This window comes from Sphingomonas sp. AC435, from assembly GCF_979253005.1.
The window spans coordinates 43,590-65,070 of the sequence record NZ_CEEDCJ010000002.1 but is presented as its reverse complement, the minus strand read 5'-3'; the positions used below and the strand labels follow the sequence as shown (position 1 = coordinate 65,070).

The window sequence follows — 21,481 nt, the reverse complement described above, 5'->3', positions numbered from 1 at the left end:
GCTCAGCGATACGCCCGTTCGAGCATCGCGAGCGACGCTGCGTGCGTCATGTCCAGATGCAGCGGGGTGACGGAGATATGGCCCTCCGCCGCCGCCGCCAGATCGTCGTCGCTGCCGGGGCGATGCTCCGTCACGCCGAGGGCGAACCAGTGATAGTCGTAGCCGCGCGGATCGGTGTTGGTGACGATCTTCAGCCGCCCGTAATCGCGCAGGCCCTGCGGAGCGACGCGGATGCCCTTCACCGCGTCGACCGGCACGGCCGGAAAGTTGACATTGACCAGCGTGCGAGGCGTCATCGGCGCGTCGATCAGGGGCCGCAGCACCCGCTCGCCCCACGCCTCCGCCACCCCGAATGGAACCGCATCGCCCAGCCCGTCGCGGCTGTACACCTGGCTCAATGCGATCGATCGAATGCCGGCCAGCGCACCTTCCATCGCGGCGGACACGGTGCCCGAATAGGTCACGTCCTCACCCAGATTGGCGCCGCGATTAACGCCCGAGAGAATCAGATCGGGCGGCGCATCGGCCATGATCTTCGCCACCGCCATCATCACCGCGTCCGTCGGCGTGCCGGCGACGGCGAAACGCCTGTCGTCGTGGCGGCGCACGCGAAGCGGCCGGGTCAGCGTCAGCGAGTGGCCCGCGCCCGACTGTTCGTCGGCGGGCGCAACGATCCAGACATCGTCGGAAAATGCTGCGGCGATCCGCTCCAGCACCTTCAGGCCGGGAGCATGATACCCGTCGTCGTTGGTCAGCAGGATTCGCATCAGCGCGCCGGCTCCAGCACGGCCATGCCACCCAGATACGGCTGCAACACCGCCGGGACCGTGACCGAACCGTCCGCCTGCTGATAATTCTCGATGACGGCGACCAGCGTGCGCCCAACCGCGAGGCCGGACCCGTTCAGCGTGTGCACGAAATGCGGCTTGCCGCCTTCCGGGCGATAGCGGGCGTTCATCCGGCGCGCCTGAAAGTCGGTGCAGGTCGAACAGCTCGAAATCTCGCGATACCCCGTCTGACCCGGCAGCCAGACCTCCAGATCATAGGTGCGCGCGGCGGAGAAGCCCATGTCGCCGCTGCACAACAGCATCCGGCGATACGGCAGATCCAGCGCTTCCAGCGCACCCTCGGCGGCGCGGGTCATGCGCTCGTGCTCGGCATCGGACGCATCGGGCGTCACGATCGACACCATCTCGACCTTGTCGAACTGGTGCTGGCGGATCAGCCCGCGCGTATCGCGCCCCGCCGCGCCGGCTTCCGAACGGAAGCAGGGCGTCAGCGCGGCGAGGCGCAGCGGCAATTCGGCCTCCGCCAGCACGCGTTCGCGCACGAGGTTGGTCAGCGACACCTCCGCCGTCGGGATCAGCCACCGATCGTCCGTCGTCCGGAACAGGTCGTCGGCGAACTTCGGCAACTGGCCGGTGCCGAACAGCGCCTCGCTGCGCACCAGCACCGGCGGCGCAACCTCTTCATACCCGTGCTCAGCGACGAGGCGGTCGAGCATGAACTGGCCGAGCGCGCGGTTCAGGCGGGCGATGCCGCCGCGCAACAGCGTGAAGCGGGCACCCGCGATGGCAATCCCCGCCTCGAAATCCATGCCCAACGCGGGACCGATCGCGTCATGCTCGCGAACGTCGAAGTCGAACGCGCGCGGGGTGCCCCATTCGGACACCAGCCGGTTATCGTCCTCGTTCTTGCCCTCCGGCACGTCGGCCGCGGCACGATTGGGGATCGCAGCGAGAGCGGCGTCGAGTTCCGCGCCGATCGCGCGTTCTTCCTCTTCCAGTTGCGGCAAGCGCGCTTTGAGGTCGGCAACCTCCGCCATCAGCGCCGTGGCGCGGACCTCGTCCTTCTGCGCCTTGGCCTGACCGATCTGCTTCGACAGGTCGTTGCGGCGGGTCTGCGCGTCCTGCGCGGCGGCGGTGGTGCGGCGGCGGCGCTCGTCCAGCGCGACCAGCCACTCGCCCTGCGCAGGCAGCGCGCGGCGGGCAAGGGCGGCGTCGAAAGCGGCGGGATCGTCCCGAATGGCGCGAATGTCGTGCATGGCGCGGGGCTATGCCGGGCGCGGGGAAGCCACGCAAGACGGGCGTCCGACTGCGCGGGCGAGCGTACTTGAGCAAGGGACCGGCAACCCTCTCGCCGCGGCCGGCGTTACACCCTCCAGATGCACGATAATCAGGAGATGAGACGATGCAGGTTCCCCACAACGCGTTCGTGCTCGTGGCCGACGGTCGCAAGGCGCTGTTCTTCCGCAACGAAGGTGATGCCGAATTCCCGAACTTGCAGGTCGAACACGCGCAGGAGCTTGTGAATCCGGCCGATCGCGACCAGAAGACGGATGCCGCTGGCGGTGCGCGCTCGACGCAGACCGGTGCGGGTGCCCCCGCGGTGGCGCAGGGTGGCAGCAACCACGCCTCGGGCGGTGGCGCGCAGTTCGCCCCGTCGCGTGGGTCGATGGGTGAAACCGACTATCATCAGCAGGAGGAAGACCGCTTCGCTGCGGAGACTGCCGACATGCTGAAGCGCCGGGCGCTCGCGAACGAGTTCGAATCGCTGATCATCGTCGCGCCGCCGAAGACGCTGGGCGAACTGCGCAAGCATTACCACAAAGCGGTTAGCGACCGGCTGACGGGCGAACTGGCCAAGGACCTGACCGGGCATGCAGTGCCCGATATCGAGCAGGCGCTGCGGTCGGCGTAACGACGCGGCACGACCGTACCGCACCGGAAAAGGGCTCCCGCTTCGTGCAGGAGCCTTTTTTCATGTCAGCGGATCAGGCGGCCTGCGGCTTGGCGCGGCGGTGACGTGCGACGAGCGCGGCGGCCGCTGCACCGAACAGGAGGACCATCGGGGGGGCCGGAACAGGTGTGGGCGGGCCGCCGCTGGAGCCGGTGCTGCCCGATGCGCTGCTGGCGGACGAGGCGGACGAGGCGGAAGAGGCGCTCGACGCCGACGATGCGCTGGACGCGCTCGAGGCCGAGGAGGCGCTGCTCGCAGACGAGCCGTTCGACGACCAGCCGCCGCTGGAGCTCCACCCGCCGCTCGACGACCAGCCGCCGCTCGACGACGGATGGCCCGGTTTGCCCGGATAGCCGCTGCTGCCCGAGGCGGAACTGGCGCTGGAGGCCGAACTCGCACTCGACGCCGAACTGGCGCTGGACGCCGAGCTGGCGCTGGAGATACCGGAGGAGGTGGAGACCCCCGACGACGTGGACACGCCCGACGAGGTCGAAACCCCGGACGACGTGGAGACACCAGACGAGGTCGACACGTTGCCGCTCGACGTGGAAACACCCGACGATGTCGACACGCCCGACGACGTGGAGACGTTCCCGCTCGAGGTAGAAACGTCGCCGGAGCTCGACACGCTGCCCGACGAGGTCGACACGTTGCCCGACGAGCTGGAGACGCCGCCGGTCGAACTCGAGACATTGCCCGAGCTGGAGCTGGAGATGACGTTGCCGCCGGAGCTGGTGGACGAGATGACCACCGAACCGCCGCCACCGCCGCCACCAAAGCCGAAGCCCCCGCCAAATCCGCCGCCGAAGCCGGGACCGCCACCGAAGCCGCCACCGATCACCGCCGGCGCGAAGCCGCCACCGCCGCCGATGAACGGGCTGCCCATCGGTTCGGGGATCGGAACGGGCGGCGATTGGGTGGAGACGGTGACGACCGCGGGCGCGCAGGTCGTGGTCGTGCGGGTCGTGACGCGGCGGACGCGCGGCTTGCTGGCGACCTGGCGATGGGCGACTCGCTTGACCATCTTCTGCTTGGAATAGGCGACGCGTTGCGGACGCTCGGCGACATGAACAGCGCCGCCGCCGATCACGGCTCCGCCGCAGGCGCAAGCGCAGAGTTTTGCAAGAGCCATCCGCACAGACATAAGATCGGTCGCTTTCCCGTTTGCGTCGCAACCAAAGCCCGGACACCCGGGATTCGGCGGCACCTACCCGCTGTGCGAGTAAGGGGGCCAACAAACTCTTAAGCGCAATCGCGTTAACCACGATTTGGCGGAGTTTTGCTCCGGAACGACCGCATGGATCATGCTTCGCGGGGTTAACGTGCCACAATGATACAGCGCAGACCTCGTAACCACTGTGGCACCTACGCAGCGCGGCTAGAGCGTGGTTTTCCCGCCACATCGGTTTGAAAACACGGACCCGGTTTCTTCACCGTCCGCTTGTGAGGCGTTCGATCCGCTACTATAGGCGCATCGATATTTGGGGGCGACCCGATGCCGCGAGCAAACATGCCGCGCACGATGGGTCGAAGGAGAGTGGGGCATGGCGACCGTGTTGAATCGCGTGGATGAGCTTCCCTCCGGTCTGGGCGCGGCGAACGATGCCGACGGCTACAGACCCACGGCCGACGAGCCGTTCATGAGCCTGCGTCAGCAGGCATACTTCCGTGACAAATTGCTGTGCTGGAAAGAATCGATCCTGCTGGAGGCGCAGGGGACTCTCTCGCAGCTTCAGGTCGACTCGCTGCGCGAGGCGGACCTGACCGATCGTGCATCGAGCGAGACCGACTGGTCGATTGAGTTGCGGACGCGGGACCGGCAGCGCAAGTTGATCAGCAAGATCGATGCGGCGATCCGGCGGATCGACGAGGGCGAATACGGGTACTGCGAGGTTACCGGCGAGCCGATCAGCCTGGGTCGGCTGGAGGCGCGGCCGATCGCGACGATGACGGTCGAGGCGCAGGAGCGGCACGAGCGTAACGAGAAGGTTTCCCGCGAGGATTAAACCGTCCCGAAGCGGGACGCTTCAGGGAACGCGAGCGCTCATTTTAAGGATTTGGCGACGTTCTGCCGGGTACGCGGACGCTCGGTCAGGTCATACGGGCGCATGTGAATATGGACGGCATCTCACGCGAGTGGAACGGAGCGGAGCCGGACGCGCATCATGGCGGTGGCGGGGATGCCGATAGCGGGTCGGGCTCCCGGCAGCGGCATCGCGACAGCCTGCTGCTCAGCGCCCATCTGAAAATCGGCGACGATCCGACCGTATTCGACGTTCGCATCCGCAACCTGTCGGCAGGGGGCCTGATGGCGGAGCATCCGGCGCGGGTCGCCGCGAGCACACCGGTATGGCTGGACATGCGCGGTGTCGGCGCGGTCACCGGCAAGGTGGCGTGGTGCGCCGAGGGGCGGCTGGGCATCGCGCTTGACCAGGCGATCGACCCGCAACTGGCGCGGAAACCGATCGGCGGCGGCACGACGACGCCCTTCTATGCCAAGCCGCTACCCCGCCGCTGAAGTGGGCGAGGCAGGGCTTGCGATCACCGGCTCTACAGTCCGGCGATCTCTTCCTTGAGCTTGAGTTTCTGCTTCTTGAGTGCGGCCAACGTCACAGCATCGGGAAGCGGCCGGTGCTCTTCTTCGGCGATGCGCCGATCAAGCGTGGCATGCTTGCCCTCCAGGGCTGTCTGATGCGCGGTCGACTGCATGGGCAGGGTCTCCTTTGCTAACGGGGAATGGAGTAAACCACGCACGCGTGGTTTTGTCGCCATGCGATCGAAACCGATTGCGATGTTCCGTGCGCGATCGTCCGTCGGCCGTTTCCACGGGCCGCTTTTCCGTTACAGAGAGCCGATCGCACGGGGTTGGGGACGCAAGTGGACGATACGCAACTGATCGCCAGGCTGGACGTGCTGCGGCAGGACCATCGCGACCTGGACGCCGCGATCGCTGCGCTGGCGATCGTCCCGGTGCCCGACCAGCTCCAGCTCGCACGCTTCAAGAAACGCAAGCTGCGGCTGCGCGATGAGATTGCGATGCTGGAAGACCAACTGGTCCCCGACATTATTGCTTAACGCGCGACTTCGGGACGCACGGCGCGCGCGTAGGGCATGGTCGCGTCACGCCGCTCGTGTAAATTATCCGTCATGACCCGCACCACGCCTGATTCGCGGCTCGATCGCCGCTTCGTCGATGCGCTCTACACCGACGCGATGTTGCTGGCGGACGAGGCGCGCGCGTATTTCGACGAGGCCGGCCGGGCGGAGCGGGAGTCGCTCGATCCGTTCGCCCGCGTGACGTTCTCGTGCGAGTCGCTGAAGGTGACGACACGGCTGATGCACGTCATAGCATGGCTGATGACGCAACGCGCGGTCGAGGCGGGCGAACTCACCCCGCGGGCCGCCGCCGATCCGTCTCGCCGGCTGGGCGATGCTCCCGCTCATGATGCGGACGTCGCGGCGACGTTGCCGCCGCGGGCAGGGCGGCTGATTGCGGCAAGTGCGGCGCTGCACCGCCGCGCTGCGGCAATGGACCGGACGCTGGCGGGTGACGTGCCGACGGCGGCGTGTGGCGTGCATTCGTTGCAGCGGCGGTTGGCTGCGTCGTTTTAGATCGGCTGACGGGAGTAAGGCTGATTTCGGTGGCGAGTCACCGGCGGACAGGCCCGACCCCAACCCCTCCCCTGAAGGGGAGCGAGTAGAAAGGAGGCATCCCGTTTAGGGGAGAGCGATCCGCATCAATCCCCTGAAGGCGAAAATAAGGAGGGGAACGGGGTCGGGCAGGCGTTCCAGCCCTCAGGCGCCGATGCGCGCCCTTGCGGCGTCGTATTCCGCCTGCATCCGGGCGACGCGCGCTGCGACCGGTTCGACCGCGTCGATGACGCCGATGCCTTGGCCGGACCCCCATATGTCGCGCCACGCCTTGGCCTTGCTGCCTTCGCCGCCGTTGCTCTGGCCGAAATTCATCGTCTTGTAGTCGCCCTCCGGTAGAGCGTCCGGGTCGAGCCCGGCCGCTTCTATCGAGCCGCGCAGATAGTTGCCGTGAACGCCGGTGAAGAGGCTGGAATAGACGATGTCCTTGGCGCGCCCGTCGACGATACCCTGTTTGTAGGCCGCGTCGGCGTTGGCTTCGTCGGTGGCGATGAAGGCGGAGCCGATATAGGCGAGGTCCGCGCCCATCGCCTGCGCGGCCAGCACCGCGCCGCCGTTGGCGATCGACCCGGACAGTGCCAACGGTCCGTCGAACCACTGCCGGATTTCCTGGATGAGTGCGAACGGCGATTGGCGGCCGGCATGCCCGCCCGCACCAGCAGCGACTGCGATCAGGCCGTCCGCGCCCTTCGCCACCGCCTTGCGGGCGAAGGTGTCGTCGATGACGTCGTGCAGCGTGATGCCGCCCCAGCCGTGAACGGCGGCGTTCAGGTCTTCGCGTGCGCCCAGTGACGTGATGACGATCGGCACCTGCCATTTGGCGCAGGTGATCAGGTCCGCCTCCAACCGATCGTTCGAGCGGTGGACGATCTGGTTCACGGCGAATGGCGCGGCGGGGGCATCGGGATTGGCGCGGTTGTACGCGGCGAGTTCCTCGGTGATCCGGTGCAGCCATTCGTCGAGCATCGCAGAGGGGCGCGCGTTGAGGGCCGGGAACGAGCCGACGATGCCCGCCTTGCACTGCGCGATCACCAGTTCCGGGCCGGAAATCAGGAACAGCGGCGAGCCGATGACCGGCAGGCGTAGGCGATCGAACAGGGCGGGAAGCGTCATGCCGCGAACCTTGGCGGGACGAGACGATGCTGTCCAGCGACCACCCGTTGAAACCCGCTTCGGATGGCGTATGACACTCACCATACACCGAATAGGGGATTCTGTTTCATGAAGCTCGCCGTCGCAGTCCTGCTGTCGCTGTCCGTGTCCGCGCCGGCGCTCGCCGCCGCTACGTCTTCCGGGCAATTGCCACGCAACGTCGTGCCCGTGCTGTACGATATCAGCGTGCGGCCGGATGCCAAGACGCTGACCTTTTCGGGGTCGGAAACAGTGACGGTCGACGTGCGGGAAGCGACCCGCACGATCGTGCTGAACGCCGCCGATCTCGACGTGACCAGCGCGACGTTCGACGGCAAGCCTGCGAAGATCGCAATGGACAAGGAGGCGCAGACGCTGACCCTGACGCTGGCGGCACCGGCGACGGTGGGTCGCCACGCGGTGGCGTTCCAGTGGACGGGCAAGATCAGCCAGTCGGCATCAGGCTTCTTCGCGATCGATTACAGCAATGCGGACGGCACGCCGGCGCGCATGCTGGCGACCCAGTTCGAGGCCCCGGACGCGCGCAAGTTCGCACCGATGTGGGATGAGCCGTCGTTCAAGGCGCGGTTCCGCCTGACGACCACCGCGCCCGCGGGGCAGCTGGCCTATTCCAACATGCCCGCCAGCAACGTGGCGAAACAGGCGGACGGGTCGCAACTGTACAAGTTCGGCGAGACGCCGCTGATGTCCAGCTATCTGCTGTTCCTCGGCATGGGCGATGTCGATCGCAAGACGGTGAAGGGCGGGCCGGTCGAGATCGGCGTCATCACCCGCAAGGGGGTGGTCGATCAGGGCGATTACGCGCTGGGCGCGGCGAAGCGGCTGCTCGCCTACTACAACGACTATTTCGGCCAGCCCTATCCGCTGCCGAAGATGGACATGATCGCCGGTCCGGGGTCCAGCCAGTTTTTCGGCGCGATGGAGAATTGGGGGGCGATCTTCTATTTCGAGCCGACCCTGTTGTTCGACGCGGCCCGCACCGCGGAGAGCGGTCGTCAGCAGGTCCACAGCGTCGTCGCGCACGAAATGGCGCACCAGTGGTTCGGCGATCTCGTCACGATGGGCTGGTGGGACGATCTGTGGCTGAACGAGGGCTTCGCGAGCTGGATGGAGGGCAAGGCCACCAGCGTTCTGAACCCGACGTGGAAGGCCGATGCGGTCGCCGTCGCCTATGAGCGGGAGGGCGCGATGCAGCTCGACGCGACGGCGGCGACTCACCCGATCATCCGCCACGTCCAGACCGTCGACGAGATCGGTCAGGCATTCGACGGCATCACCTACTCCAAGGGTCAGGCCGTCATCGGCATGATGGAGTCGACGCTGGGCGAGGTGAAGTTCCGTGACGGCATCCGCCGGTACATGGCGAAATACAAATACGGCAACACCGTCACCGACCAGCTCTGGACCGAGTTGTCGGCCGCGGCGGGCCGGGACGTGACGAAGATCGCGCATGATTTCACGTTGCAGGGCGGCGTGCCGCTGGTGACGATGACCGGCGCGCGCTGCGCCGGGGGCGTGACGACGGTGTCGCTGTCGCAGGGGCGCTATGGCCTCGACGCGCCGTCGAAGACCGCGCAGACGTGGCACGTACCGCTGGTCGTCGCGATGGTTGGCGGCGGCAGCACCAGCGCCGTCGTATCGGGCGCGCAGGTGACGCCGGTGCAGGTCAAGGGTTGCGGCACCGTGGTGCTCAACCGCGGCAAGGGCAGCTACACGCGCGTCCTGTACGACGAGGCCGGGCATTCCGCGATCGTGCGCGACTATGCGAAGCTGACGCTGGAGGACCGGGTCGGCACGCTCGGCGACGATTTCGGACTGGCGCTCGGAGGTTATCAGGACCTTACCCGCTATTTCGCGGTGCAGGACCGGGTGAATGCCGGCTCCGATCCGCTGGAATGGTCGGTCGTGGCGTCGAAGCTGGGCACGCTGACCGGTCTGTTCGACCAGACTCCGCTGGAGCAGCCGCTGCGTACCAAAACCAACGCGATGCTGTCGCCGGTGCTGGCGCGGATCGGGTTCGAGGCGCGCCCGGGCGAGGAGCCGCTGGCGAACAACCTGCGCGAGACGCTGGTCGGGCGGTTGGGCTCCAATGGCGATCCGATGGTCGTCGCCCGCGCCCGCAGCTATGTCGCGCAGCTTGCGACGAACCCGACGGCGATCCCGGCATCGATCCGCCAGCCGATCCTGTCGACCTATGCCATCAACGCCACGTCGGCGGAGTGGGATCAGTTGCTGAAGCTGATGCAGGCGGAGCGGTCGCCGGTGGTGAAGAACCGCTACGTCTCGCTGTTGGGTGCGGCGCGCGATCCGGCGATCGGTCAGCGTGCGCTGGACCTGATCAAGACGGACGCGCTGACGCCGCCGCAGAAGGCCAGCCTGTTGCGGTCGGTCGCGGGCCGTCACCCCGATCTGGCATTCGACTGGGCGATCGCGAACCGCGAACTGGTCGACACCTTCGTCGAGCAGAGCCAGCGCGGCGGCTATGTCGCCGGGCTGGGTGGCGGATCGAACGATCCGGCGATGCCGGGCAAGATCCGGGCCTATGCCGACAAGTATCTGCCGGAGCCGGCGCGCAAGCCGGCGCAGCAGACGATCCAGCTGATCGGCGTGCGCAAGGCGGCGGCCGAGAAGTTGCGTCCGGGCACGCAGGCTTGGCTGGGTTTGTAAGGGCTTAGTTACTCGAAGCGCCAAGGAGGGGAGTAGCGGGATGCCGCTACTCCCCTTTATCGTATCCGTGGTATGACTTGGTCGGGGGAGACGAGGTCATGAACAGGATCACGGCCAGTGTCGGCACCGGCAGCGCGAACCTTGCAGACGACGTAGCGCTGGTCCGGCGGTTGCTACGCCGGCACGCCCGCTGGGTGCAGCCGCTGTCGCCCCCTCCGGAGCAGGGTCCGTTCGACGCGGAGCTGGACCGTGCGATCCGTGCGTTTCAGGCGAACGGTGCGGCGCTTGCCAAGCCGGACGGCGTGATCTCGCCGAGTGGCTATACGTTCAAGGCACTGGACAAGGCGGTCATCGCGGGACCGCGGCACCGGGTGTTCACGCCCTTCTGCTGGGCGCATATCGATGACGGGCTGACCGCGCAGGATTACGAGGCGGCGGCCAAGACGCTGGGGGCGGATGCCGCTGCGATCCGGGCGGTGGCGGACACCGAAACGAAATCGTCGAGTTGGGACAATGTCGGGCGGCCCACGATCTTGTTCGAACGACATTATTTCTCACGCCTCACCCAAGGCGCGTTCGACCGCAGCCATACGGATATCTCGGCGAAATCGGCGGGCGGCTACGGCAAGTTCGCTGCGCAGTATCCGAAGCTGATCCGGGCGGCGATGCTGGACGAGGATGCCGCGCTGCGGTCGGCGTCGTGGGGCAAGTTCCAGATCATGGGCGACAATTTCAAGGCGTGCGGATTTAAGAACGTCGCATCGTTCGTCGATGCCATGCTGGAGGGGGAACGCCGCCACCTCGCGGCGTTCGTGTCCTTCATCGGGGCGGACGGGCGCCTGAAGACCGCGCTCCGGAAGCGCGAATGGGCAACGTTCGCCAGGATCTACAATGGACCCAAATACGCCGACAATGCGTATGATACGAAGATGGCCGATGCTTATGCCGCGTTGACGAAGCGATGAGGGTGGTCATTTTGGCCGCGGTCTGCGGACTGATGTCGGGCACGACGTCGGTGGTCGCGGCCGTTTCGAGCGGGCGCGCCGTCCATCCGGCCGTGACGCTGAAACTGCGAGGTTTGCCGTCGCTGGTCGTGCGGTCGATCCGGTATGAGACGCCGCCGGGTCAGTCCCCCTTCAACTCCCCCTACCGATGCCGCGTCACGCTGACCACGCCGGGGCGTGGGGCGGTGACGGTGGAGACAATCGGGATCGGCAACACCGAAACGGTGTCCTGCGACGGGCTGGCCGCGGTCGGCGCGGTGCCGGGACCGATGCCGCGTATCGGGTTCGTTTATGACACATCGTCCCCGAACGCCTCCGGGCGCACGCCCGTCGTGGTGGCGTTGGACCGGCGATCGGGTCGGTGGGCCGTCGACGACGCGCTGTCGCTCGGGCTCGTCGACCGGATGGGAACGATGACCATCCCCGCGATGCGCCGGGCGCTGGCGACACGCTGACCGATCTACGCGGCGGCGGCGACCGGCGTGGTGATGAAGGTCAGCAACGCGTCGAGCGGGAGAGGTCGGCTGATGTGATAGCCCTGGATCATGTCGCAGCCGGCGGCGCGCAGGAATTCCAGGCATTCGGCGTCCTCCACCCCCTCCGCCACGACCTTCAGCCCGAGATCGTGGGCAAGGTCGATCGTGGAGCGGACCAGCACCGCGTCGTTGCGGTTCTGATGCGCGAACTGCACGAAGCTGCGATCGATCTTGAGTTCGTTGAGCGGCAGTTGTCGCAGGTAGGTGAGGGTCGACTGGCCGGTGCCGTAATCATCCATCGACACGGCGATGCCCAGTTCTCGGTAGCGCCGCAGCGCCGCGACCGCCTTGTCGGGGTCCGACATCGCCGCCGACTCGGTGACCTCGAAGATCAGCAGCGATGTCGGGATCGCGGATCGCTCCAGCAGCCGTTCGATCGCCGCGTTGAAGGCGGGTGCCGAGAGCAGCTTGGCGGAGATGTTGATCGCGGCGGCGAGATCGTGGCCCAGCTCGCGCCAGTTCGCGATGTCGGTCAGGACTCGCTCCACGACATACAGCGTCAGCGGCGCGATGCGATCGGTCTGCTCGGCGAGGGGGATGAACAGGTCGGGGCCGACGAAGCCGCGTTCGGGATGACGCCAGCGCACCAGCGCCTCGACGCTGGTGGGACGACCCTGCGCGAGCGACAATTTGGGCTGATAGAAGACCTCGATCTGACCGGCGGCGAGCGCATCGTCCAATTCGCCCATCAGCGACACCTGCCGCTCGATCTGGTCGAGATTGGTGGCGGCGCGACGCCAGAACACACCCTCGCGCTGGGCGGCGTCGGCGGCGAGCATGCCGTCGGCGACCTGCCGCTCGACCTCGCCGGCCTCCGCCAGCCCGATCGCCACGCCGACGTCGATCCGCCGCCCGCCCACCTCGACCGGTTGCAGCAGGATCGAGCGCAAGCCTTGAAGCTGCCCCTCCGGCTCGGCTCCATCGGCCATGACGAAGCCGAGATGGTGGCGGTCGAGGCGGTAGACGGTGGCGTTCGCGCTCATCAAGCGCAGTCGCTCCGCGGTGCGGACGACGGCGTCGGCGAGCGACTGGCGGTCGAGGACGGCGGCAAGGCTGTCGATGTTGACCAGCCGCGCAACGACGAAGGCTCCGTCCGTGGTAACGGGCAGCGCGTGCCGATTGGGCAGCCCGGTCGCCTCGTCGGTGGTACGCTGAGCCTGGAAGCGGCCGGCGACGTGCCGCGCCGCAGCGCCGAGCGTGGCGCCCAGCAGGATCGCGAGTGCCCCCGCAAGGGGATACAGCGTGCCGAAACCGTGCTGCGCGATTAGGACCGCGGTGATGATGACGGTACCGGCCGCGATGCCACCACCGAGTACGGCGCGCATCGACCGACGGGCGAGCACCCAGGTCGCCAGCAACAGCGCGAGCAGCGCGGGGATGAGACCGTCGCCGAGAACGGGGACACCGTCGAGCAGCGTTTCCGCCGCGAGTGCCTGAACGACGACGCCGGGCAGGACTCCCCAGACGGGTACCGCATACCGATCGCCCATCTCGATCGCGGTCGCGCCGATCAGGACGTTGCGGCCTCGTACGGCGGCGGCATCGAACCGGCCACGCTCGACCGCGACGAAGCTGAGGCGCGGAATCGTGTCGGGATCGATCGCCATATCGATCGGGAAGGTCCGGTCGGCGGTGCCCGGTCGGCCGGCGATATAGGCCGAGAGCGAGGGGCGGGGGACGCCGGCGGTCATCGTCGCCAGCGGCATCGCGCGGACGACGCCATCGCTGTCGGGGGCGATGCTGACGGAGGCGAGGGCGACATGCTGACGCAGAGCAGGAATCGGCAGCGCATCGATCGTCCGCGTGCTGCCCGCGCCGGCCTGTTGTCCAAAGGTCGGGAGCGTCACCAGCCCGTCGGCGCGCGCGAGAGCCGCCGCGAAGGCCGTGTCGCCGGCGGTGTCCGAACCGGACGAGAAATCGACGTCGAACACCACCGAGGCCGCGCCCGCCCGGCGCAGGGCATCGACGACGCGGGCATAATGCGCGCGGGACCAGGGGTAACGCTGAATCGCTGATACACTGGCGGCGTCCATTTCCACGATAGCGACTCCGCCACTGGCGCTGCGGGTCGCCGCCTCGAAGCGGAGCGTGTCGAGCATATGGTCGGCGGTATCGCCGAGGCGGGTCGCACCGATCGCGACTCCGATCGCCAGCGCAATGCCGAGGATCGCCCATGAGGAGGCGCGGGCCCGCCGAAACAACGCAAAAGGTGAGCGAGCGAACATGGGCGAGTCGATCAGAAGCTGCGCGACAGACGGAACGACAGGCGCGGGCGGCGATTGCGCGTGTCGAATCGGTCGGCGTTCAAGGGTATTGCGACCTCGATCATCCCGTCGAGGCGCGCGAACAGGCCTGCGCGGACGCCCGCGCCGCTCGACACGAGCGACCCGCCGCCGACACCGTTGCGCCAGTTGCCGACGGTGCCGCCATCGACGAATGCATAAAGCTGCGCCCCCTCGACGACGCCCGGCGCGATCCGGCCGAGGTCGCCGCGCACTTCTGCCGAGCCGAGGATACCGTTGTCGCCGGTGCGTTCCGCATAATCATAGGCACGACCGAAGGATGGGCCACCCGCACCGATTTCTGCCGTGGCGAGCAGCGGGCGGGACGCAAGCTGACCAGAGGAGCCGAGAACGAGGCTGATCGGGCCGGACAGCGTATGTGTCCAGTCGATCGTGTAACCGATCGTTGCGAACCGCGCGTCACCGTCGCGCCGGGAGATCCGCGCATCTCCCTCGTGACTGACACCCGAGAGCGGCAGTCCGCCGACTACCGATGCCTCTGCACGCAGCACGCCGCCGCCGACGCGAGCCGCACCGTTGAGCGAGCCGGTCAGCGTCGCCAGCCGGTCGTCGCGCAGCAGCACGCCTGCCAGCGTCTGCCGGATCTGGATCGCCCTGAACTCCAGCGTGCTCCACAGGCTGCGTGCGCGGCTGCGGATCAGGGGGCGAGCATAGGCGGCGGACAGGTCGACGCTTTTGCCGACAACATCCAGGCGGGCGAGCGAGGCACCGGGATTGGAACGGCCATAAGAACCGGATACCGACAGGACCGATCCATCATTCGCCACGGGGGCGGCGTAGCGGGCGCGCAGGAAGGCGAATTCCGACGGGTTCAACGGCGTTTGCGCCGCGATCAGCGACAACTCGTCTCCCGCACCGGCCAATCCGCGCAGGCTGGCGAGCATCGTCGACCGGATCGGGCCGACCTCGCGACTGCCGCGATTGTCGACCTGGACGTAAGCGCTGGCGCGATCCTGCGCGATCGTGACGAGCAGGATGCCGAAGCCGTCCTGGCGCGTGTAGCGGTTGCTCTTCACCGTCACGCCGGCGATGTCGCTGACCAGCAGGATCGCGCGTTCGAGTTCGGACTGCCGCACGCCACGCCCCGTGACCAGCGCCCGCGTCAGTAGCCGATCGGCGACGGGATTGATCGCACCGATCACGCGCACCGCATCGACACGGCCATCGTCCAGCGTGACTCGCAGGATGCCGCTGCGCATCGCCTGTGGCTCGATCGAGGCGCTGGCGAACGGATAGCCGCTGCGGCGCGCCACGCCGGCAACCGCGCCGGCGAGCCGGGCGAGTTCTTCGCGGCCGAGCTGGCGACCGACATAGTCGGTGAGGACGGCGGCGAATGCCGACGAGGGAAGTTGCGTGCGGCCCGTTACCGTGATCGCGGCGACGACACCCGTGGCACCGGCCAAATTCTCGACAACGGCGGCGGGGGCTTCCACCGCCGGGTCCGCGGTCACCGTTTCGCCAGGCTTGGTCGCTTGCGGCAATGCCTGTTCGGTGATGCTGGGATCGGCGCGGTCCAGCCGGACCTGAGCGTCTGCCCAGTGGGACCCCAGCGTGCCTCCGGCACCGATGAGCAGGGTGGCAAGAAATCGTCGAAGGCGCGGCATCGGGTCGTCCAGCTGTGTGGAGCCCGACCTAGCCTCTGAAGCCTTTGCAAAAGGTTATCTCCCGCAACTTGGACCTAACGCTGCATTAACTCCGTCTCGCAACGCGACCGACACCTTGGCCGCGCGAGAGGGGGCATGGGTGACTGTCCGATGACGGCCACCGGGAGACGGTGATGCACAAACGAGTCCTGGCCCTGCTGGCCATCAGTTGTTCCACGGCGGCGCTGGCGGGACCCGGCGGCTGGACGATCAGCGAGATGTCGGGGCCGGTTCAGGTCTCGCGCGCCGGTATCGGCAAGATCGCGACGCGTGGTCTGGCGGTGACGCCGGGCGACACCGTGACGACGGGCAAGGGCGGGCGCGTCGTGCTGATCCGCGGCACCGAATATATGATGGTCTCTCCGTCGTCCCAGCTTCGCCTGCCCGACGTCGAGCCGGCCACCGGCGTGACGCGCGTATGGGAGGATTTCGGCAACATCGTCTTCATGATCAAGAAGAAGATGACGCCACATTTCGAGGTGAAGACGCCGTACCTCGCCGCCGTCGTGAAGGGCACGACCTTCTCCGTCGGTGTCGACGCGAAGGGCGCGTCCGTGCAGGTGCTGGAAGGTGCGGTCGATGTCGCCACCGCCGATGGCCGCGCGCACGACCTGATCCTGCCGGGCGCGGTCGCGCTGGTCGGAGCGGGTGATCGCGCGCGCATGCAGGTGGAGAGCAACGGGGTGACGCGGGTCGTCGAGGCTCCGGGCGCGGCGGGCGAGTCTCCGACGGTCCCAGCGGTCGCTGCGCCGGATGCCGCAGCGACCGCTCCTCCCGAAGCTGCCGAACCGGTGGCGGTGACGACGGCGGTGTACGAAGCACCCGTCTCGCTGGCCGACACGACCGGCGGTCTGGTCGCCGGAACGATCGGCGGCGGCATCGCCGCGGCCGTGGCCGACGTGGCGAGCGCCACGCGGGTTGCGACCGAAGCCTCGACCGCTGCCGTCAAAACCGTTGAGGTGGCGGCCGTGATGATGGAGGCGAAAACCTCGCAGGATCAGGCGGTGACCACCGCCGGTCAGTCGGACGCGGCCGCCGCCGCAGCAGCACAGGCGAAAGCGGACGCGGACCGGATCGCGCAGGAGACCGCCGCTGCCGCTGCGGCCCGTGTTCAAGCCGATCAGGCTGCGCGGCAATCGGCCGAGGATGCGGCGAAGGCTGCTGCGAGCGCGGCGGCGGCTGCCGAAGCCGCCGAGGCGGAGCGGCTCGCGAGAGCGGCGGCGCAGGTGGAGGCGCAGGCCGCCGCCGCCGCCGCGGCGCAAGCTGCCGCGCAGGCCGCACAGATGATGACAGACAGTTCGGCGCAGGATGCCGCGCGGTCGGCGTCCGAAGCCGCGGCGCAGGCGTCCGAGGCGGCGCAGCGTGCGGCGGACGCCGCCGCTGCGGCGGAAGCGCAGCGGGCTGCTCAGGAAGCCAATCAGGTCGCGGCGCAGGCGATGGCGGACCAGACCGCGCGCGACGCCGCCAAAGCCGCGCAGGATGCGGCAGCGGCAGTGGGCGATCCTGGCGCTCAGGCTGCGGCGGCGCAGGCGGCGGCGGTCGCGGCTCGCGCAGCCGAGGACGCGACGCGCGCCAGCGCGGCGGCGGCCGCCGCAGCAGCCGACAAGTCGACGAAGGATGCGGCCAAGGCGGCGGCGGATGCGGCGGCCCAGCTTGGCAAGGATGCCGAACGGGCCGCGCGCGATGCCGCTGACAAGGCCGCGAAGGACGCGGCCAAGGCTGCGGACAAGGCGGCAAAGGACTCCGACAAGGCTGCCAGGGATGCCGCCAAGGCGTCCGAGGATGCGATGAAGGCGGACGCCGACAAGGTCGCCCGCGATGCGGCCAAGGATGCTGCCGACAAGGCTGCCGACAAGGCCGCCAAGGACGCAGCGAAAGCCGCGGACGCCGCGTCCGACAAGGCCACCAAGGAGGCCGAGAAGGCGGCCAAGGATGCTCAGGCGGCCGCAGACAAGGCCGCGGCCGATGCGACGAAGGCGCAGGACAAGGCCGCGAAGGACGCTGCCAAGGCGGCCGAGGATGCTGCAAAGGCGGCGGACAAGGCGAAGGGCAGCGGGCCGACGCCGTCGCTGCTCGATCCGCTGGGCATTATCGCGGGCAAGCTCAACGACCTGCTGAAGGGCAAGAAGGACTGATCGGGTTGCGCGAACCGGGGCGGGGCGGCATCAGGACGGGATGACGTTCCCGCCGTTCCCGCCGTTCCGAACCGGTCACGATGCGGCGTGACGCGCAGGCGCGCCGCGACGCCCTGATCGCGGCGGCGTCCGACTGTTTCCGTGCCAAGGGCTATCTCGTTCCGCTGGAGGAGGTCGCCGCGCTGGCGGGGGTCGGGCGCGGGACATTGTACCGCAACTTCAAAGACCGCGTCGCGCTGCTGATCGCGGTGTTCCATGCCGAGCTCGACCGTATCGCCGCGGGGCTGGACGCCGCCCTCCCGCTTGATCGAGCGATGATGGCGATGGCACTGGCGGGCGTTCAGGCGAGCGCGCTGTTCGACCGGCTGGCGGCCGATCTGCCGATGGAGGGTGAAACCCGCATCGCGTTGGAAGACCTCGCCTTGCGGCTGGAGGGTATACTCTCGCCGTTCGTGGATCGTGGGCACGCCGACGGCAGCCTCGATCCGCGCGTCACCGCGCGTCAGGCGATGCTGGCGCTGCGGATGCTGGGCGGTTTGCTGCTGCCGCAGCATTCGCGCGAGGATGCCGAGGCGACGCTGGCGGAGGCGATGCCGGTGCTGCTCCACGGCCTGCGGCCGAGAGGCTAGCTTCAGCGACGATCAGGACGCCGGCGGTACCGTCCAGCCCAGCCCCAGCGCGTTCTGGACCGCGACGTAGCTGTTGGTCAGTTGCGCGGTCGCCTGCGCCACGGCGATCTCCGCCGACAGACGCTGCCGCTCGACGTCGAGTTGATCGATCGTCGTGCTGGTACCGGCCCGGACTCGCTGATCGTTGAGCGCGACGGCGCGGGCGGCGGACTGTTGGGCGCGGATCAGGCTGGCGAGTTGCAGGCGCAGATTGCCGAAGCGCGACAGCGAGGTCTCCGCATCCTGAAGCGCGGTGAGGACCGCCTGTTTGTACTTCGCCTCCGCCTGATCGCGCTGCGCCTCCGACACGCGGGTCGCGGCGGCGGCGCGCCCGAAGTCGAGGAAGGACCAGCTGAGCGATGGTGCGGCGAGCGCGGTGAGCTTGCCGAGATCGAAGATGTCGCCGGGACTGGTGCCACCGAGCCCGAGCAGGCCGAGGAAGCGGATGCCGGGCAGTTGCTTGGCGCGGTTGACGCCGATGGCGGCGGTACTCGCCGCGAGTTGCCGCTCGGCCGAGCGTACGTCGGGGCGGTTGGCGATCAGGCTGGCGGGGTCGCCGATCGGAACGTTCGCAGGGGGCAGCGGCACCGGCACGACGGTGCCGAGCGTCGCGTCGAGCGCTCCCGGGGTTCGGCCGGTCAGGACCGCCAGCTGGTTGAGATATTCGTCGCGCTGGGAGCCGAGCGGGACCGCCTGCGCCTGCGTGTTCGAGAGCGCGGTCTGGAGCCGCTCCACGTCGAGCGCGGAGGCGGTGCCGGCGGCATAGCGCTGCCGCGTCAGCGCGACCTGTCGCTCCTGCAACGCGGTCGAGCGGGCGTTGAGACGGATGCGCGTCTGCACGTCCCGGAGCGAGACGTAGCCCTGCGCAACCTGAGCGGCGAGGCTGACCTGCGCGTCGGCGAGGTCGGCGAAGCGCGCCTCGATCGTGCGTTCCGACTGTTCGACGCCGCGGCGCGCACCGCCGAACAGATCGACCTCCCACGAGGCGTTGAGGCCGGCATTGTAGAAGGCGAGGCTGGTCGAGCCGCCGCTGCCACCGCCACTTTCGCCGCCGCCGAGGTCGACGCCGGGCACTTCGGCGCGGAGATAGGTGCCGTTGGCGCTGACGCCGGGAAGCTGCGCGCTGCGCCGTTGCGTCAATTGCGCGCGCGCCTCGCGGATGCGGGCCTGCGCCTGATCGATCGTCGGGCTGTGCGCCAGCGCGTCATCGACCAGGGCCGTCAGCGTCATGTCGCCGAGGGCTTCCCACCAGCGCGCCAGACCGGGGGCGGGGGTCAGCGCTGCATCGCTCGCGCGGACGAAGGTGCCGCGGGTTGCGGCGTCGGACGCGACGCTCGGCGGGCCGGGATAGTTCGGGCCGACCGTGCAGGCGGAGAGCGAGGCGAGCAACAGGATCAGGGCGGCGCGTGTCGTCATCAGTGCATCGCCGCGGGCGCGGCGTCCTTCGGGAGCGGGCGGAGGAACAGGACGAGGGGCAGGACGACGAGCGTTCCCATGCCCATGATCCAGAAGATGTCGTTGTACGTCATGACCAGCGCCTGCCCCTGGATCTGCTGCCCGATCAGTCGCATCGCCGTCGGCGTGCCGCCGAGTTGCTGCGACAGCCCCCCGACATAGTCCTGCACTGCGGGGGAATTGGCGTTCAGCGTCTCCTCCAGCCGGCGCGAGTGGAACCACATGCGCTGGTCCTGCAAGATGGAGATGCCGGCCAGCGCAAAGCTGCCCCCGAGATTGCGGACGGCGTTGAACAGGCCCGACGCGTCGCCGGCATCCTCGGGTGGGACCGAGCGCACCACGGCCTGACTGAGGAACAGCATGCCGAGGATCTGGCCGACACCGCGCAGCAGCTGCGAGACGGTGAAGTCGGGTCCGGACGACGCCAGCGACAGATTCGAGTCGAGCAGCGCCGATCCGCCCATGATGAATAGGCCGGCGGCCACCGCCAGCCGGATATCCACGCGCTTCAGCAGGATCGGGACGATCGCCATCATCACCAGACTGGGCAGGCCGGACAGCAGCACCACCTTGCCCGATTGCAGCGCATTGTAATTGGCGATCGCCGACAGGAATTGCGGGATCGCATAGGAGGTGCCGTAGAGCACCATCCCGAGCACGATGCCCATCAATGCGACCGATCCGAACTGGCGGTCGAGCAGCAGCTTGAGCTTGATGATCGGTCTTCGCGCTGTCGCTTGCCCCCAGAACAATAGGGCGAAACCGGTTGCGGAGACGAACGCCATCCAGCGGATGAGTTCGGACGAGAACCATTGTTCGCGCTGGCCGTCCTCCAGGAACACGGTCAGCCCGCCGAGACCGAGCGCGAGGCCGGCAATGCCAAACCAGTCCGCCTCCCCGATCAGGTCCAGCCGCAGCTTGTCATGCGGCAGTCCGACGAGCAGCAGTACGACGAGGATCGCGCAGATCGGTACGTTGAGGAAGAAGGCGTAGTGCCAGCTGACATTCTCCGTCAGCCAGCCGCCGATCAGCGGCCCGAGCACGGGGCCCATGATCGCGGTGACACCGAACAGGGCGATGCCGATCGGCTGTTGCGACCGGGGCAGGCGCTGGGCGATGATCGTCTGCGCGGTCGGGATCATCGCGCCGCCGGTGAACCCCTGACCGACGCGACCGATGATCATCATCGGCAGCGATGTGGAAATGCCGCACAGCACCGAAAAGGCCGTGAACAGCCCCGCCGCGATCAGCAGGAAGGTACGAAGACCCAACAGCCTGGTCAGCCACGCCGACATCGGGATGATGACGATCTCCGCCACCAGATAGGCGGTGGCGATCCACGTCCCCTCCGTACCGCTCGCGCCGATTTCACCCTGAATAGTCGGCAGCGACGAGTTGACGATCGAGATGTCGAGCGTCGCCATCAGCGCGCCGATCGTTCCCGCCGCCACCGCCAGCCACGCGGCGGCGTCGGCTTTCTCCGGCAGGCTGCGCGCGGGTTGTCGGTCGAGGGCGACGCTGGCCATGA

20 protein-coding genes are annotated in these 21,481 nt (G+C 68.2%); 12 read left to right on the top strand and 8 right to left on the bottom strand.

Going from position 1 to position 21,481, the window contains the following annotated elements:
* Nucleotides 1–2: 2 nt before the first annotated feature.
* Together surE and serS are read right to left on the bottom strand one after the other, a co-directional pair.
* Entirely contained in the window at nt 3–767 is a 765-nt protein-coding gene (surE, locus tag AC0CH8_RS03920) for a 5'/3'-nucleotidase SurE (RefSeq protein ID WP_465238776.1), read from the bottom strand.
* The gene (gene serS / locus AC0CH8_RS03915; protein WP_465238775.1) at nt 767–2,044 is read right to left on the bottom strand and encodes a serine--tRNA ligase; all 1,278 of its coding nucleotides are present in this window, start codon (nt 2,042–2,044) and stop codon (nt 767–769) included. Before serS ends, surE begins: the two co-directional genes overlap by 1 nt.
* Nucleotides 2,045–2,190: 146 nt before the next feature.
* Here serS and AC0CH8_RS03910 point away from each other — a divergent pair, with 146 nt between their 5' ends.
* The 5 genes from AC0CH8_RS03910 to AC0CH8_RS03890 all read left to right on the top strand — a co-directional run bounded on the left by AC0CH8_RS03910 (nt 2,191) and on the right by AC0CH8_RS03890 (nt 5,257).
* The gene (locus AC0CH8_RS03910; protein ID WP_465238774.1) at nt 2,191–2,700 is read left to right on the top strand and encodes a host attachment family protein; all 510 of its coding nucleotides are present in this window, start codon (nt 2,191–2,193) and stop codon (nt 2,698–2,700) included.
* 167 nt (nt 2,701–2,867) lie between these two features.
* Nucleotides 2,868–3,092 (top strand): hypothetical protein, encoded by a 225-nt coding sequence (locus tag AC0CH8_RS03905; protein ID WP_465238773.1) that lies wholly within the window; start codon nt 2,868–2,870, stop codon nt 3,090–3,092.
* Nucleotides 3,093–3,191: 99 nt separating this feature from the next.
* Complete coding sequence (locus AC0CH8_RS03900) at nt 3,192–3,779, top strand: hypothetical protein (protein ID WP_465238772.1); 588 nt, start codon at nt 3,192–3,194, stop codon at nt 3,777–3,779.
* Between the two features lie 504 nt (nt 3,780–4,283).
* A complete protein-coding gene (dksA, locus tag AC0CH8_RS03895) occupies nt 4,284–4,745 on the top strand; it encodes an RNA polymerase-binding protein DksA (RefSeq protein ID WP_204193934.1) in 462 nt (153 codons plus the stop codon).
* 110 nt (nt 4,746–4,855) lie between these two features.
* Nucleotides 4,856–5,257, top strand: a complete 402-nt coding sequence (locus AC0CH8_RS03890) for a PilZ domain-containing protein (protein WP_465238771.1) — start codon at nt 4,856–4,858, stop codon at nt 5,255–5,257.
* 32 nt (nt 5,258–5,289) lie between these two features.
* On the opposite strand, the gene AC0CH8_RS03885 is transcribed toward AC0CH8_RS03890, so the two are convergent.
* On the bottom strand, nt 5,290–5,448 hold the full coding sequence (locus tag AC0CH8_RS03885; RefSeq protein ID WP_082474815.1) for a DUF465 domain-containing protein: 159 nt from the start codon (nt 5,446–5,448) through the stop codon (nt 5,290–5,292).
* Between the two features lie 168 nt (nt 5,449–5,616).
* On the opposite strand from AC0CH8_RS03885, the gene AC0CH8_RS03880 reads away from it, so the two are divergent.
* Nucleotides 5,617–5,814 carry a YdcH family protein gene (locus tag AC0CH8_RS03880; protein WP_211534347.1) on the top strand — a complete coding sequence of 66 codons (198 nt, stop codon included), beginning with the start codon at nt 5,617–5,619 and terminating at the stop codon, nt 5,812–5,814.
* Nucleotides 5,815–5,886: 72 nt separating this feature from the next.
* The gene (locus AC0CH8_RS03875) at nt 5,887–6,351 is read left to right on the top strand and encodes a DUF1465 family protein (RefSeq protein WP_465238770.1); all 465 of its coding nucleotides are present in this window, start codon (nt 5,887–5,889) and stop codon (nt 6,349–6,351) included.
* Between the two features lie 183 nt (nt 6,352–6,534).
* Here AC0CH8_RS03875 and AC0CH8_RS03870 read toward each other — a convergent pair whose 3' ends face one another.
* Nucleotides 6,535–7,503 carry an NAD(P)H-dependent flavin oxidoreductase gene (locus AC0CH8_RS03870; protein WP_465238769.1) on the bottom strand — a complete coding sequence of 323 codons (969 nt, stop codon included), beginning with the start codon at nt 7,501–7,503 and terminating at the stop codon, nt 6,535–6,537.
* Nucleotides 7,504–7,611: 108 nt separating this feature from the next.
* Between AC0CH8_RS03870 and AC0CH8_RS03865 the strand changes: the two genes are divergently transcribed.
* The 3 genes from AC0CH8_RS03865 (at nt 7,612) to AC0CH8_RS03855 (ending at nt 11,668) form a co-directional block, all read left to right on the top strand.
* Nucleotides 7,612–10,209 carry a M1 family metallopeptidase gene (locus tag AC0CH8_RS03865; protein WP_465238768.1) on the top strand — a complete coding sequence of 866 codons (2,598 nt, stop codon included), beginning with the start codon at nt 7,612–7,614 and terminating at the stop codon, nt 10,207–10,209.
* A gap of 98 nt (nt 10,210–10,307) precedes the next feature.
* The gene (locus AC0CH8_RS03860; RefSeq protein ID WP_465238767.1) at nt 10,308–11,174 is read left to right on the top strand and encodes an N-acetylmuramidase family protein; all 867 of its coding nucleotides are present in this window, start codon (nt 10,308–10,310) and stop codon (nt 11,172–11,174) included.
* Between the two features lie 2 nt (nt 11,175–11,176).
* Nucleotides 11,177–11,668, top strand: a complete 492-nt coding sequence (locus AC0CH8_RS03855) for a hypothetical protein (protein ID WP_465238766.1) — start codon at nt 11,177–11,179, stop codon at nt 11,666–11,668.
* A 5-nt stretch (nt 11,669–11,673) separates the two neighbouring features.
* Here AC0CH8_RS03855 and AC0CH8_RS03850 read toward each other — a convergent pair whose 3' ends face one another.
* Entirely contained in the window at nt 11,674–13,950 is a 2,277-nt protein-coding gene (locus tag AC0CH8_RS03850; RefSeq protein WP_465238765.1) for a putative bifunctional diguanylate cyclase/phosphodiesterase, read from the bottom strand.
* Nucleotides 13,951–13,985: 35 nt separating this feature from the next.
* On the bottom strand, nt 13,986–15,656 hold the full coding sequence (locus tag AC0CH8_RS03845) for a ShlB/FhaC/HecB family hemolysin secretion/activation protein (protein WP_465238764.1): 1,671 nt from the start codon (nt 15,654–15,656) through the stop codon (nt 13,986–13,988).
* Between the two features lie 173 nt (nt 15,657–15,829).
* Between AC0CH8_RS03845 and AC0CH8_RS03840 the strand changes: the two genes are divergently transcribed.
* Nucleotides 15,830–17,830 (top strand): FecR domain-containing protein, encoded by a 2,001-nt coding sequence (locus AC0CH8_RS03840; protein WP_465238763.1) that lies wholly within the window; start codon nt 15,830–15,832, stop codon nt 17,828–17,830.
* Nucleotides 17,831–17,910: 80 nt separating this feature from the next.
* Nucleotides 17,911–18,459, top strand: coding sequence for a TetR/AcrR family transcriptional regulator (locus AC0CH8_RS03835; RefSeq protein ID WP_465238762.1), 549 nt, complete (start codon nt 17,911–17,913; stop codon nt 18,457–18,459).
* A gap of 12 nt (nt 18,460–18,471) precedes the next feature.
* On the opposite strand, the gene AC0CH8_RS03830 is transcribed toward AC0CH8_RS03835, so the two are convergent.
* Both AC0CH8_RS03830 and AC0CH8_RS03825 read right to left on the bottom strand, forming a co-directional pair.
* A complete protein-coding gene (locus AC0CH8_RS03830; RefSeq protein ID WP_465238761.1) occupies nt 18,472–19,914 on the bottom strand; it encodes an efflux transporter outer membrane subunit in 1,443 nt (480 codons plus the stop codon).
* Complete coding sequence (locus AC0CH8_RS03825; protein ID WP_465238760.1) at nt 19,914–21,479, bottom strand: MDR family MFS transporter; 1,566 nt, start codon at nt 21,477–21,479, stop codon at nt 19,914–19,916. The genes AC0CH8_RS03830 and AC0CH8_RS03825 overlap by 1 nt, the downstream gene beginning before the upstream one ends.
* Between the last annotated feature and the right edge of the window lie 2 nt (nt 21,480–21,481).